Here is a 14,106-nt window from a genome sequence, read left to right on the forward strand (position 1 = left end):
GACAAGAGGGTAGTCTACTGGCTAGGCTGCTCTCCCTTTGCTTTAAGAGGTTGTTCAAAAAGTCGACTTTTCGAACACGCACTTTTACGGAAATCGACTCGTTTTCGCATTCAATTACATTGACTTAAGGATCTATGGAGGAGGCGGCAAGTTTATGACTATCATACCATTGCTTCAAAGTTCGCTGGAATCTGGCGTCCTTTATGCAATTATGGCCTTGGGCGTTTATTTAACGTTCCGGGTATTGGATTTTCCGGATTTAACCGTGGACGGGAGCTTCGTAACGGGCGCGGCGATCGCCGCCGTCTCGATTACGGCTGGAATTCATCCGGTCCTTGCTTCTCTCTTCGCTTTCGTTGGGGGAGCCATCGCAGGTATGTTAACCGGCATATTGCATACGAAAGGAAAAATTAATCCGTTATTGTCCGGTATTTTAATGATGATCGCCTTGTACTCCATCAATTTGCGCATTTTGGGAAAGCCGAACATTCCGTTGCTCGGCAAGACGACGATCTATTCCTGGCTGGACAATCCTTGGATCATGATTGCCGTCATGGCCGTCGTCGTCATCGCCATTAAACTTGCGCTCGATTGGTTTCTGCATACGGAACTCGGCATGGCGCTGCGCGCGACCGGCGACAACGCCCGGATGATTCGCAGTTTCGGCGTGCATACCGACCGTACGATCATTATCGGCGTCAGCTTGTCCAACGCGCTTGTCGCTCTGGCCGGCTCGTTCGTCGCGCAAAACTCCGGTTATGCCGAAGTCCAAATGGGTGTCGGCATGATCGTCATCGGTTTGGCCTCCGTTATTATCGGGGAAGCGATCTTCGGCACGAAAACGGTGTTCCGCGTCACGCTCGCCGTCATGCTGGGCGCGATTATTTACCGCATGATCATCGTCATTGCGCTACGAATCGGCCTGAATGCGCAAGATATGAAGCTTATTACGGCATTGATCGTTATTCTCGCCTTGACGCTGCCGATGATTCAGAAACGATTCCGTTCCAAGCTGGTGGGCAAAAAACGAAGCGAGCAAATGACGGCGAAAAACGGAGGTGCGCGTTAATGCTTAACATTCATAACGTAACGAAAATATTTAATGCGGACACGCCGGATGAGAAAATCGCTTTGACGAACATCGACTTGCAGTTGGAGAAAGGCGATTTCGTAACCGTCATCGGCAGCAACGGAGCGGGAAAATCGACGCTGATGAACATTATATCCGGCGTCATGCAGCCCGACATCGGACAAGTGAAAATCGGCGGCAAAGATATGTCAAACTTGCCCGAATATCGGCGCAGCCAATGGATCGGACGCGTATTCCAAGACCCGATGGCGGGTACGTCGCCGTCCATGACGATCGAGGAAAATTTGGCATTGGCGTACGCGCGCAGCAAAAAGCGCGGCTTGCGTCTTGGCGTCACGAATAAACGGCGCGCCATCTTCCGCGAGCATTTGCTGAAGCTGGGCATCGGATTGGAGAACAGGCTCAATGCCAAAGTCGGCCTATTATCCGGCGGAGAACGGCAAGCGTTAAGTTTATTGATGGCTACGTTTACCGAACCGCAAATTTTGCTGCTGGACGAACATACCGCCGCGCTCGATCCTTCCCGGGCGGAATTGATTACGCGGCTGACGAAACAAATCGTGGAAGATTTCCATCTGACGACATTAATGGTCACCCATAACATGGAGCAGGCGATTCGTCTTGGCAACCGATTGATTATGATGGATAAAGGAAGGATCATTCTCGATATCAAGACGGCGGACAAACAAGATTTAACGGTGGAGAAACTGTTGCATGAATTCGAAAAAATTCGCGGCGAGAAATTTGTGGACGACCGCGTCGTGCTCGGTTCCTAAACCATATAAGAAGGCTGTTCCCCGGAGGGACAGCCTTCTTATATGATAATATGCAATTATTGCTGGCTTGCGGCAATCGCCTGCTCGAGATCGTAGATGATGTCTTCGATCGCTTCCGTACCGATAGACAGGCGCACCATGCCTGGCGTAACCCCCGCGGAAAGCTGCTCCTGCTCGTTCAACTGCTGATGCGTCGTGCTGGCCGGATGAATGATGAGCGACTTCGAATCGCCTACGTTGGCGAGATGAGAGAACAACTTGACATGGTTGATCAATTTGCGCCCCGCTTCGACGCCGCCTTTAATGCCGAACGTCATAATGGCGCCTTGGCCTTTCGGCAAATATTTTTGCGCAAGCTTATAGGACGGATGGCTCGGCAAGCCCGGATAGTTCACCCACTCGACCGCCTCGTGCGCCTCAAGGAACTGCGCCACTTTGAGCGCGTTCGAGCTATGGCGCTCCATACGCAGATGCAGCGTCTCCAATCCTTGCAGCAGCAAGAACGAGTTAAACGGCGAGATGGAGGAACCCATGTCGCGCAGCAGTTGGACGCGCGCTTTAATAATATACGCGATCGGTCCTACCGCGTCGGTGTACACAACTCCGTGATAACTCGGATCGGGCTCCGTCAAGCCCGGAAATTTGCCGCTCGCTTTCCAGTCGAATTTGCCGCCGTCCACAATGACGCCGCCGATCGAAGTGCCGTGGCCGCCGATAAATTTCGTTGCGGAATGAACGATGATATCCGCCCCATGCTCAAGCGGACGAAGCAAATAGGGGCTCGGGAACGTATTGTCGACGATGAGCGGAATTCCGTGTTCATGAGCGATGTTCGCCACCGCTTCGATATCGAGCACGTCGCCGCGCGGATTCCCGATCGTTTCCGCGAACAGCGCTTTCGTCTTGCCGTTGATCGCCGCGCGGAAATTTTCCGGATCGCTCGGATCGACGAAATGAACCTTGATGCCCAGCTTAGCGAGCGTCGTCGAGAATAAATTATATGTACCGCCGTACAAGCTCGACGCGGATACGATTTCATCGCCGGAGCCGGCAATATTCAGAATCGCGAACGTGATCGCCGCCTGACCGGAGGAAGTAGCAAGCGCCGCCTGACCGCCTTCGAGCGCGGCAACCCTTTTCTCGAATACATCCGTCGTCGGGTTCATAATGCGCGTATAAATGTTGCCGAACTCTTTCAAGGCGAATAAATCGGCTGCATGGTCGGTATCGCGGAAGCCGTAGGAAGTCGTTTGGTACAACGGCACCGCGCGCGACAGCGTCGTCGGATCGATTTCCTGTCCCGCATGGACAGCAAGCGTATCAAATAAATAATTGCGTTCTTGTGACATACACAGTTCCTCCCTTAATATCATGTAACAATAATGGGCTTTTCAAATTTTAACATTTCCATTGTCTCATATCTTCAGCAAAAATAAAAGACTATTCATAGTAAATAACTAAGAATACTTTGTTTTATACTTATTCACTATTATATAACAAAAAACCCGCAATGCAAAGCACTGCAGGCTGAAAAATCGTTCGATTATTGCCACTCTTTCGCCAGAGCGAGAAACCGCTCTTCACTCGGACAAGCTTCCAATTGCCAATATTCGCGATGCGCAACTTGTTCTCCGGGCTGAACGTTTTGCAAAGCGCCCAGCGTCTCGATCTCGATAAAATGGCCGTTCGTATAAAGTTCGAAAGAACTGCCGAAATCCGGGTATTCCGCTTCCATGATATGTGTGTATGTTTTTTTGAAAATAACGCCGTTATTATAATAAGCCGCCCAGCCATGCTCGTTATTCAAACCGAACTTGAACGGAGGACGGTCCGGCATTTGCCGCACGACGATATGATCCTTGCCCCATTCGACGCGTTCGTCGGACATATCCGTATACGGCCATAGAATCAATTTACGGTTCGGCAGCAGCCCCGTGTCCCGGTTCGGCTGAGGCACGATTGCCGTTCCTCCCGCGGCCAAGACGGATAGCGCCCAAGGCGCGAATTCGATCGGCCAAGCGCCCGCATTGCGGATCCGATGATCGAGTCGAATCCGATCCCCTTCGAAGCCGATTTCGATCTCTTTATCCGCGTCCGTCAAGCCCCGTTCCGCAAAACGGATGACGGCTCCCGTCCCGGTGCGTTCCCATTGGATCGCCTCTTTGCCCGGATCGTACGTACGGGGATACATTTCCGGACTGATCCATAAGCGGTGTCCGCCGATCATTTTCCAACCGTTGTCTTTCGTCATTTCGCCTTTCGGATCTTCGAAAAATATGTTGTTTCCGTCCCGGTAACTGCAATGAATGATCCGCGGCCCGCAATCGAGCGTAACCAGCAGGCGGTAATCCCCATGCCGAAGCTCGAGGCATTGGCCCCATTCGGCCGTTTGCACTGTTTCCACTGTCGTAGACATGAAATTTCCTCCTATTCCCAACCCATACTTTGCACAAAACGGCGGAACGCTTGCTTTCCCGCTTCCGTCCGTTTGTAAACGCCGGCGTTGGACAAAATTTCTACAAATTTGCTTCCCACTTCATGCTGCAAACTTCGCATCGTTTCTTCCTCGGAACGATCGGCAATGCCGTACCGCTCAATCAGATCCTGAATCCAGGCGGCATGCCCGGCGAGCGGTCCGTTCGCCGCCTCCGCATTCCAGGCCGTTTTGCCGCGCAAAATCGCGCCGATCTGCTCCAGTTCCCGCTTTAACCGTCCCGGTAAAATCGCCACGCCCATCACTTCGATCAGTCCGATATTTTCTTTTTTAATATGATGCAGGTGGCGATGCGGATGGAATATCCCCTCCGGATGCCGTTCATCGGTACGGTTGTTCCGCAGCACCAAATCCATCTCGAATTCGCCTTGCCCGTTCAAACGGACGATCGGCGTAACGGTGTTATGCGGAACTCGTTCTGCTCCCGAGCCGGAGAATGCATAGATTTGCGCTTCCTCGTCGCTATACGCTTTCCACGATTCATAAATCTCGTTTGCCGCCCGCAGCAATGCATCGCGATTCTTCCCGCTTAACCGCAGCACGGACATCGGCCACTTCACGATCCGCAGCCGCAATCCCGAATGCGTTCGATGCGAGAAACCCTCCTCTGTCGGCGCTTTCTCGATCGGAAACGTATGATGTCCCCCTTGGAAATGGTCGTGAGTCAGAATCGATCCTCCGACAATCGGCAAATCCGCATTCGTTCCAATAAAATAATGCGGGAATTGTTCCACGAAGTCAACCAGCCGCGCAAAGGTATCGCTCGTCAGCTTCATCGGCACGTGATCATGATGGAAAACGATGCAATGCTCGTTGTAATACACATAAGGCGAATATTGAAAATACCAGGACTCCCCGTTCAGGCGAACCGGAATAATGCGCAAATTCTGCCGGGCCGGATGATTGAGCCGTCCCGCGTATCCTACATTTTCCGCACATAGCAAGCATTTGGGATAGGAGGACGCGGTCTGTTGTTTGGCCAACGCGATTTCTTGCGGACTTTTCTCCGGTTTGGACAAATTGATCGTCATTTCGATCTCGCCGAACTCCGAAGGGTGAAGCCAATATACGTTTTTCCGGATACGGTCCATCCGAATATAATTGGAATCGATGGATAGCCGGTAGAACGCTCCTGTCGCCGCTTCGACGCCGCTTTCCTCGCGATTGCGGCGGAACGTTTCCTCCACCTCCGAAGGTCTCGGGGTCAGCAATCCCATAATTTTTGCGTCCAGCAAGTCGGCATATGTTCCGTTTTGCTCAGGCATAAGCCCGAGCGCGAAGCCGTACTCGATAAGCGTCGCAAGCATTGCATGCGGCTCATCGTACGTTTCTTCCCCGACAGGGCCGTCGTAAGGTTCGGGCATTTGAAACAAATCCAGCAGTTGATTGCGGCAATAGGCCAGATCCGCCGATTGAATCAAACGTTTGCGAAGCGCAAATCGCAGCAACTGTTCGATCGCCAATCCGGCTCGTTGTCGTCCGTTCGTCATAAGATCAGTCCCCATATCCGTTCGGATGTTGTACATGCCAGTTCCATGCGCTTTGAATCATATCTTCCAACCGAGTTCTGGACGGATTCCAGCCAAGCGTGGAGCGCGCTTTGTCCGAAGAAGCGACGAGTATCGCCGGATCCCCCGCCCGGCGTTGTTGTACGACGACCGGAATATCGATCCCGGTTACCTTCTTCGCCGTTTCGATCACTTCCTTGACCGTGAAACCTTGGCCGTTGCCCAAGTTGAATATGGCGCTCTCCCGGCCTTGGCGCAAATGATGCACCGACAAAATATGCGCATCAGCCAAATCGCTGACATGAATATAATCGCGAATGCAGGTACCGTCATGCGTAGCGTAGTCGTCGCCGAAAATCGAAATCAATTCGCGCTGCTTCAGCGCGGTTTGCAGTACAAGCGGAATCAAATGCGTCTCCGGTTGATGGTCTTCGCCGATCAGCCCGCTGGCATGAGCGCCTGCGGCATTGAAATAGCGAAGCGACACATACTTGATGCCATGAGCGTTGTCAAACCAACGCATCATTCGCTCCATCACCAATTTGGTCTCGCCGTACACATTGGTCGGTTCCGTCCGGTCGCTTTCCTCTATCGGCAATTTCTCAGGCTCACCGTACGTCGCCGCCGTGGATGAAAACACGATCCGCTTCACTCCCGCAGCGTTCATCGCTTCCAGCAAACATAACGTGCCGTGCACGTTGTTGTCGTAATATTTGGCGGGATGCTGCATGCTTTCTCCAACTAACGAGTTTGCGGCAAAATGAATCACCGCCTCGATGTCGTTCTCTCCGAATACCGTATCCATAAATGCCCGGTCGCGTATGTCTCCTACATACAATTTGCCGCCTTGCACCGCGCCGCGATGCCCTTGCTGCAAGTTATCCACCACGACGACCTCTTCGCCGCGCTCAAGCAGCGCCATGACGGTGTGCGAGCCGATATAACCGGCTCCGCCCGTTACCATAATAGCCATGTTGTTTCCCCCTAACAAGATTTGTGAAGGTTTGCTTTTCTATTCGATTTGCTCCGCCCCATTGCCGACGCCGCATACGTAGAAAGCGGCTTCCAGGCCTGTCGCCTTCTCATAAGCTTCCCCTACTTCGCGAACGAATCGCTCGACCTGATCTTCGCGGACAAGAGATACGGTACATCCGCCGAAGCCCGCTCCGGTCATTCTGGATCCGACGACTCCCGGTATTTTAAGCGCCTCTTCCACCATGACATCAAGCTCGAAACAGCTTACTTCATACAGATCGCGCAGCGAGAGATGCGATTCCCGCATCAAACGCCCGAACGCCGCCAAATCGTTTTCTTTCAATTTCTGCACCGATTGCAGCACGCGCTCGTTTTCTTCGATGACGTGTTTGGCGCGCTTGCGCACCGTTTCGCTTGCAATGAGGCCGGCATGCTGCGCGAATTGGTCCCGATTAAGCTGGCCGAGCAGCGTCAATTCCGGAAATGCCGCCTTCAACTCGTTAACGGCCGTTTCGCACTCGGACCGCCGTTCGTTGTATTTGGAATCGACGAGACCTCTTCGTTTGTTCGTGTTGCCGATCACGAGCTTGTAGTTCCCGGTTTGGAACGGAACCAGCTCGAATTCGAGCGTATCGCACATGAGCAGAATCGCATGGTCCTTCTTCCCGTTGGCAACGGCGAACTGGTCCATAATGCCGCAATTGACCCCGACATAAGCGTTCTCCGCCTTTTGCGCCCATAAAGAGATTTGCTTGCGGTCGACCGGATGTCCTTCCAGCGTCAGCAGCGCAAACGCGGTCACGACTTCGATCGACGCCGAGGACGAAAGACCCGAGCCGTTCGGAATTTCGCCGTGAAACAACAGATCGTATCCGCGGGATAATGGGTATCCCGCCTGCTGCAACGTGACCATCACGCCGGTCGGGTAATCCGTCCATTGATCCGACTTGGCGGCGGGCAATTGCCCGTACGCAAATTCCGCGCGTTCCGGAAACTGTGCGGACGAAAGCGAGATCCGATCGTCGTCGCGCGCCCTGATCAGCAGCGTCGTGCCGAATTCCAGCGCGGCGGGGAGCACGTAACCTCCGTTGTAATCGATATGCTCTCCGATCAGGTTGACGCGACCCGGCGCATGAAAGACGTTTACTGGACGATCGCCGGACCCGTAATATTCGATAAACGTTCGATGAAGCTTTTCTTTTAACTGTTGATTCATGGGTTCACCTTCTTTTTTTAGATGAATGATTCATTCGTAATAATTTCAGTATACAGAACATATTGTGCTTTTGTAATAAACCGATGTTGCTTTCACATGGATTAATGTGACTTTATAAGATAAAATAGATATCGTAGCATGAATTGAAACGGGGGGTGCAATGATGTCCTCAACCGAAGCTTATACTTACTCGGTTGCTTCAAATCCCGTTTATGCCGCCGACAGCGAATTTCAGGTGTTGTTTGCGGGGGAAAGCCAGACGAAACCGGTGCATAAACTTGGACCGAAAGTATATGACTATTTTTTGCTGCACGTGATCGAATCGGGAGCGGGGTTTTATACGACGGAGTATGAATCGTACCGTCTGGGAGCGGGCGACAGCTTTCTGATCGAGCCCGAGCAGCTCGTCAGTTATATGTCGGACGAACGAACGCCTTGGCGCTATCGCTGGGTCGCGTTTAAGGGCAAGGATGCGGCGGGTTTGGCCCGTACGGTCGGTTTTTCGACCCGAAACCCGGTCGTCCTCGCGTCGGACAATCGTATCGTCTCCGAATATATCGATCATATCCGCCAATCTTTTCGCATGAATAACGTATACAGCAATTTGGATGCGATCGGTTATTTGCATCTTATTATGGCCGCATACGGCAAAATACGAAAAAGAGATTCGTACGATTTCGAACTGGAGTCCGATGTGCAGAAAACGGTCAAACAGATGATCCGTTATATGTCCACCCAATACGCCCAGCCTATCTCGATTGAGAAGATGGCGGAAAGTCTCGGGTATAACCGCGCCTACTTATCGCGTATTTTCAAGCAAGCGACGCAAATGTCTCCGGTTACGTTTCTGCTCAAGCTTCGGATCGACAAGGGCAGGCAGTTGCTTCGCGAACGTACGGAGCTGACGGTCGAGCAAATCGCGGCATCGGTCGGATTTCAAGACGCGCTATATTTCTCGCGGCAGTTCAGGCGATTCTACCAACAATCCCCGACGGAATACCGGAATGCGATGAACCGTTTGTCCGAAGACAGACGTTAAAGGGGAACCGCGAAATCGCGATTCCCCTTGTTCATTTGACTTGCTCTACGGGAATGAGCTTCATGCTGTTCGAGATTAATTCCGACACGGTGACGAATGAGTACCCCCTCTTCTTTAATGCCGGCAAAATGATTTTGAGCGCCTCGACCGTATTGGACTTTCCTTCCACATGGTCGTGAAACAGAATAATATCGCCGTTTCTCGCATTGCGCAACACTTTGTTTACAATTTGGTTCACGCCGGGAGAGCGCCAATCTTTCGTATCCTGATGCCATGACCAGAGAACGACGAGATATCCTTGTTTTTTGGCGGCTTCAATGATCGAATCGTTATAATACCCTCCCGGCGGCCGAAACAGCTGCGGTTTATAGCCTGTCGTCCGCACGATAAGATCATGGGCTTGCTCGATCTCTTTTTTGATTTTATCCACCGAATACGAGCCTGAGAAATAAGTATGAGAATACGTATGATTCGCCAACTCATGGCCTTCCTTCACTTCGCGGCGAACGATATCCGGATAATTGCCGATTCGTTTGCCGATCACAAAAAAAGTCGCTTTTGCATCGTATTTGCGCAGCAAATCCAAAATATCCGGCGTATATCTCGGATCCGGGCCGTCGTCGAACGTCAGTGCGATCATTTTGCGATCGGTCGGCACGTCCCAGACAATGTCGCCGCGCGACTCGTAATAGTTGCGTCCTTTATGCGGTTTTATCGCATCGACGGCGATATCGTCCGACAATTGGGGAATAGCGGGCGCCAGGCCAAACGTTAAAGCCAGCAACATTTTGCAAGCAAGCAGCATTCACGGGTCACCCCTACACGTTATTCATTCATTACACCGTTTTAGATTTCTCCGTTTTGCCTGCTTTTATTTTGGAAAGCAATGCCAAACTCCGACAACGAAAAATAGAGATCCATGGAACTCTATTTGGATCTCTATTTTCCGTCTCCCTTTTTCTCCAACTCCTCGATGAGCGCGCGCGTCTCGTCGCTGACCTGCCGAACAAGTTCCGCCAGTACGGATAAAGCGGCCGACTCGGCCGGCAGGAAGGGCGGCATTCCCCATGAGCGTACGAGACTGTCGGGCGCGACCGCTTCAGGATGAAGATCGACTTGCACTTTATCCAGCTCCGGGCCTGCCATCCAGAATGAGCCGTGCCGGGCCGCCTCCCACAGATCATGCTTTTCTTCCGAAAGAAGGCTGTTTCCCATATCCAATGCATGGGAGATCGCAGACGAATTCGCCGGATCCAATGCATCCTGTCCTTGATCCGCATTCGCCCATCCTTGACGCAAATGCCGCAGCATCTCTTCGCGATCCATCCCCCGCAGCTTGAACAGCAGGAACGGATCTTCGTCGAGGCGTTCTTCCAACTTATAATATACGGCGGCAATATGTTTGCAAGGATTGACCCAGTCCGGGCAAGAGCATTCCGTATTCAGGTCCGATTCTCTTACCGGGAACAGATGCAAACCCGCATCCTCCAGCGCCGATTCCATCTGTTCGGGCATTTCGCCGGCTAGCAGCTTCGCGACAAAAAGCGGCCGGGACGCGAACGAGTGCAAGACGCGCTCCCATTGCTGCTCCGTATAAGGCGTCAGCCGTATCCATACCCGGTACGGTTTGGCGCGGCTGCCGGCAACTTCCGCCTGCACGACGCCGGGCAAGACGGAAATCGTTCTTACCATTCCGCCCCGCGCGTATGTTCTTCCCCGCTGCAACCGGCTTTTCCAGTTGAAGGACTCAAGCGCCAGCCTCCATTTCAAACCCCACCACGTTGACCCGTGCTTTTTCGTCCCATCCATTATTCAGCCTCCTCCATATCGTCTTGGAGCGAGTTTTCCCTCAATTCGAGCAAATGGCGCAATTCGGCCCCGGACAGTTCGGTAATCCAATGTTCTCCCGTACCGATGACTTGTTCGGTCAACATTCGCTTCGCTTCGATCATTTCATCGATTCTTTCCTCCAGCGTCCCTGTACAAATAAAAGTATGAACCTGAACGTTTCTCGTCTGGCCGATTCGATGCGCACGGTCCGTCGCTTGATTCTCGACCGCAGGATTCCACCATCGGTCGAAATGAATGACATGGCTCGCGCGCGTTAACGTTAAGCCTACGCCGCCCGCTTTCAACGACAAAACAAATACGGACGGTCCGCCGTCCCTTTGGAACGAATCGATCATGACGTCCCGGTCTTTTTTCGGCACTCCTCCGTGCAGGAAGAGCGGCGCCTCTCCGGTCTGCTGCCGCAAATATTCGACGAGCATCTCGCCCATCTTAATGTATTGCGTGAAGATGATAACGCATTCCGACGTTTCCCGAATGCTTGCCACGAGTTCCAGCAATTGTTTCAATTTGCCGGACCGGTTCGGCGCAGCGCCGCCGTCCTGCAAGAACAAGGCCGGATGATCGCAGATTTGCTTCAGTTTCGTAAGTCCTGCAAGAACAAGGCCTTTGCGCCGGATTCCTTCCGAATCGTCGACCTGGCTGAGCATGTCGCGTACGGTCGCTTGATAGAGCGAAGCTTGCTCCCTCGTCAGGCCGCAATAAATTTTCGTTTCGATTTTATCCGGCAAATCTTTGCTAATGTTTGGGTCGGTCTTTAAACGGCGCAATATAAAGGGCGCGACAAGCCGCTTTAATTGCTGCGTGCGCCTGCGATCGTGATACCGTTCGATCGGCAGCGCGAACCGGCTGCGAAATGTTGAAACGGTGCCGAGATATCCCGGATTTAAAAAATGCAGTATCGACCATAGCTCGTTCAAACGGTTTTCGATCGGCGTCCCCGTCACCGCGACGCGATTCGCCGCGGACAATCTCATGATGCTTTGCGTCTGTTTGGCCGTTTCGTTTTTAATGTTTTGCGCTTCGTCAACAATCAGATTCGACCAAACGATTTTTTTAAAATCCGCTTCATCGCGGGCGATCAAATTGTAGGTCGTTAGAACGACGTCGAATCGCTTTGCCTGCCGCATGAAGAAGTCGCCGTGTTCGCGCACCGGCCCGTGATGCGTGACGACGCGCAAGCTCGGCGCGAACCGCGCCAGTTCATGCCGCCACGTTCCGAGCAAGGATGTGGGACACACGACAAGCGCCGGTTCGGCGGCGCCCCGCTCGAACGAATCGAGCAAGAGCGTAATCACCTGAATCGTTTTGCCCAGGCCCATATCGTCCGCGAGGCAAACGCCGAAGCCTAGCTCGCTCATCGCCGCAAGCCAATGGAATCCCCGCTCCTGATAATGGCGCAGCGTCCCGTTCAAAGCGCCGGGCACGGCCCGCTCCCGGACGATCGCGTCCCAATCGCCGTCCAACAACCGTAGTACCGCCGGCGGAAGCTCGTAATCGGCGACCGGAATTCCATGCACTTCCGCATCGCTTCCGCCCTGGGTCGCAATATGCAATAATTCTCCGTACGACAATTCGATCGTCGGCCGTTCTTTCATATAACGAAGCGCTTGGCGAATTTCTTCCGGATTGACTTCCATCCATTCGCCGCGAAACGGAACAAGCGGCACTTTAAGCGATGCAAGCCGCTCCAGTTCTTCCGCCGTTACCGTCTCGTCGCCGACGGCCGCCTTGGCGTCGAATTGCGCAATCTGCGCGATGCCGAGCCTGCCTTTCGAAGACGCGGAGACGTCCTGATTGGCTCCGGGCGTTTTCAATTTCAATTGCAGCCCGATCCGGCGGCGCCCTTCCCGAGTCCACCATGCCGGCAATTCCACGGACGTTCCTCCTTCGCGCAGAACGGGGGCATACTCCCGCAGAAACCGGTACGCTTCCTCCGTACTTAAGCGCAGAGCTTGCGGGCGCGGGCGTTCCAGCTCCCGTTCCAGCAGCGGGTATAATCTTGCCGCCTCCGCCAATCTGGCCAGCAATGCTTCTTGCGCGTTATAAAACCGCCGTTCGAACCAGCGCATTTCTTCCTTCCGCTGCTGCCAGATGAAGATTGCGGGAATTTGCAAGCTCGGATCGTCCTGCGGCTGCAGATGGAAATGAAGCGTCCAATCGGCGGCTCCCGCTTCGCCGCCGTCCGGCGGGTCCAGCCTCAGGCCGAGCCGCAACAGATCGGCTTTGCCCTCCTGCTTGTTCCGGAGCGGATGGTACGCCTTCGTCCAGTCGCGAATTTCCGCGGCCAAACGTTCCCCCTCCTGGGGCGTTACGATAAACGCCGGCGCATGGCCCGGATTCAGCAGCGATTTCCACCATAATACGGCGACGCGATCGTTTGCCGCCGCCGGAAATTGCAGCATCGATGCCAAGTCTTTCCGGTCGCTCATCCGCTGTCTCACTTGGTTATCGATGATCGCGCCGATAAAGGAAAACAACGATTCCTCCGCGGACCGGCCCGGGCCCTTCGAATCGCGGTTGTCATGCGCCAAACAGACGGGAGGCATCGCGTCGGCCAACATATAATAACGCTCCAAATCGCCTTCCATATCCAGGCTTGGCCTCCATACCCCTCTTCCCGTCTTGAGCTGAAGCTCCAGGTCGGGCACGTATCGCCCGCGCAGCAGCAATTCCAAGGCGAACAAAGCCGATCTTTGCCAGAAGCGCAAATCGTCCCCCGTCGTCGCCCGCTCCCCGAACGCATTCGTGAAATACGTTTCAAAATCCGATTGAATCAAAAGCGCAAATGCGGATGCGATCGGCAGCGTAAATCCCGACACTTCCCGCCTGGGCAATTGGTGCATTCGTTCCCCGCGCAACGTCCCTTTCTTCGTGAAAATCGGCAGTTTTAATTCGAACCGGCGGACGACCGCATTTTTCCAGACCGAATCATCCGATTCCGACGCCCGTTCCCGGACCGCATCCAAACTTTCCTCGATCTGTGCAGCGTCCTCCTCGGGCGAATAACAAAAAAACCGGTCCTCAATCCAGATACCGTGCCACCTGCCGTTTGCCAACAACGTTGTATCCCTCCGATTCTACTTTCCGATAAAACGACTGCATCGTTCTTACATCCATACAGTAAATTCTATTATAACACCGAACAAATTGAACTTCC

Annotated in this window: 11 protein-coding genes; 3 read left to right on the top strand and 8 right to left on the bottom strand. The window is 53.3% G+C overall.

The genetic code is table 11. From position 1 onward, the window contains the following. Positions 1-154 precede the first annotated feature (154 nt). Positions 155-1,069, top strand: a complete 915-nt coding sequence (locus tag KQI79_RS11200; RefSeq protein ID WP_216538321.1) for an ABC transporter permease — start codon at positions 155-157, stop codon at positions 1,067-1,069. Next, positions 1,069-1,866 (top strand): ABC transporter ATP-binding protein, encoded by a 798-nt coding sequence (locus tag KQI79_RS11205; RefSeq protein WP_216538322.1) that lies wholly within the window; start codon positions 1,069-1,071, stop codon positions 1,864-1,866. Before KQI79_RS11200 ends, KQI79_RS11205 begins: the two co-directional genes overlap by 1 nt. 56 nt (positions 1,867-1,922) lie before the next feature. Here the strand turns inward: KQI79_RS11205 and KQI79_RS11210 are convergent, their stop codons facing one another. The 5 genes from KQI79_RS11210 to KQI79_RS11230 all read right to left on the bottom strand — a co-directional run bounded on the left by KQI79_RS11210 (position 1,923) and on the right by KQI79_RS11230 (position 8,059). Next, complete coding sequence (locus KQI79_RS11210; protein ID WP_216538323.1) at positions 1,923-3,215, bottom strand: homocysteine synthase; 1,293 nt, start codon at positions 3,213-3,215, stop codon at positions 1,923-1,925. 194 nt (positions 3,216-3,409) lie between these two features. After that, positions 3,410-4,282 (bottom strand): hypothetical protein, encoded by an 873-nt coding sequence (locus tag KQI79_RS11215; RefSeq protein WP_216538324.1) that lies wholly within the window; start codon positions 4,280-4,282, stop codon positions 3,410-3,412. Between the two features lie 11 nt (positions 4,283-4,293). Next, positions 4,294-5,850 (bottom strand): UDP-glucose--hexose-1-phosphate uridylyltransferase, encoded by a 1,557-nt coding sequence (locus tag KQI79_RS11220; protein ID WP_216538325.1) that lies wholly within the window; start codon positions 5,848-5,850, stop codon positions 4,294-4,296. A 4-nt stretch (positions 5,851-5,854) separates the two neighbouring features. Next, positions 5,855-6,841 carry a UDP-glucose 4-epimerase GalE gene (gene galE / locus KQI79_RS11225; RefSeq protein ID WP_216538326.1) on the bottom strand — a complete coding sequence of 329 codons (987 nt, stop codon included), beginning with the start codon at positions 6,839-6,841 and terminating at the stop codon, positions 5,855-5,857. A gap of 39 nt (positions 6,842-6,880) precedes the next feature. After that, entirely contained in the window at positions 6,881-8,059 is a 1,179-nt protein-coding gene (locus KQI79_RS11230) for a galactokinase (protein WP_216538327.1), read from the bottom strand. A gap of 160 nt (positions 8,060-8,219) precedes the next feature. Between KQI79_RS11230 and KQI79_RS11235 the strand changes: the two genes are divergently transcribed. Further along, the gene (locus KQI79_RS11235; protein ID WP_253298090.1) at positions 8,220-9,098 is read left to right on the top strand and encodes an AraC family transcriptional regulator; all 879 of its coding nucleotides are present in this window, start codon (positions 8,220-8,222) and stop codon (positions 9,096-9,098) included. A 31-nt stretch (positions 9,099-9,129) separates the two neighbouring features. Here the strand turns inward: KQI79_RS11235 and KQI79_RS11240 are convergent, their stop codons facing one another. The 3 genes from KQI79_RS11240 to KQI79_RS11250 all read right to left on the bottom strand — a co-directional run bounded on the left by KQI79_RS11240 (position 9,130) and on the right by KQI79_RS11250 (position 14,008). Further along, entirely contained in the window at positions 9,130-9,885 is a 756-nt protein-coding gene (locus KQI79_RS11240) for a polysaccharide deacetylase family protein (RefSeq protein ID WP_216538388.1), read from the bottom strand. Between the two features lie 152 nt (positions 9,886-10,037). Beyond that, a complete protein-coding gene (locus KQI79_RS11245; protein WP_216538328.1) occupies positions 10,038-10,907 on the bottom strand; it encodes an SWIM zinc finger family protein in 870 nt (289 codons plus the stop codon). Continuing rightward, a complete protein-coding gene (locus KQI79_RS11250) occupies positions 10,907-14,008 on the bottom strand; it encodes a DEAD/DEAH box helicase (protein WP_216538329.1) in 3,102 nt (1,033 codons plus the stop codon). The genes KQI79_RS11245 and KQI79_RS11250 overlap by 1 nt, the downstream gene beginning before the upstream one ends. Positions 14,009-14,106 lie beyond the last annotated feature (98 nt).

Source organism: Paenibacillus sp. MSJ-34 (assembly GCF_018918005.1).
Lineage (GTDB): Bacteria > Bacillota > Bacilli > Paenibacillales > Paenibacillaceae > MSJ-34.

Bases quoted from the DNA above. Each gene is read 5' to 3' on its own strand.
- KQI79_RS11210 (WP_216538323.1), bottom strand. From the start codon at position 3,215: ATGTCACAAGAACGCAATTATTTATTTGATACGCTTGCTGTCCATGCG.
- KQI79_RS11240 (WP_216538388.1), bottom strand. From the start codon at position 9,885: ATGTTGCTGGCTTTAACGTTTGGCCTGGCGCCCGCTATTCCCCAATTG.
- KQI79_RS11205 (WP_216538322.1), top strand. From the start codon at position 1,069: ATGCTTAACATTCATAACGTAACGAAAATATTTAATGCGGACACGCCG.
- KQI79_RS11245 (WP_216538328.1), bottom strand. From the start codon at position 10,907: ATGGATGGGACGAAAAAGCACGGGTCAACGTGGTGGGGTTTGAAATGG.
- KQI79_RS11230 (WP_216538327.1), bottom strand. From the start codon at position 8,059: ATGAATCAACAGTTAAAAGAAAAGCTTCATCGAACGTTTATCGAATAT.
- KQI79_RS11235 (WP_253298090.1), top strand. From the start codon at position 8,220: ATGATGTCCTCAACCGAAGCTTATACTTACTCGGTTGCTTCAAATCCC.
- galE (WP_216538326.1), bottom strand. From the start codon at position 6,841: ATGGCTATTATGGTAACGGGCGGAGCCGGTTATATCGGCTCGCACACC.
- KQI79_RS11215 (WP_216538324.1), bottom strand. From the start codon at position 4,282: ATGTCTACGACAGTGGAAACAGTGCAAACGGCCGAATGGGGCCAATGC.
- KQI79_RS11220 (WP_216538325.1), bottom strand. From the start codon at position 5,850: ATGACGAACGGACGACAACGAGCCGGATTGGCGATCGAACAGTTGCTG.
- KQI79_RS11200 (WP_216538321.1), top strand. From the start codon at position 155: ATGACTATCATACCATTGCTTCAAAGTTCGCTGGAATCTGGCGTCCTT.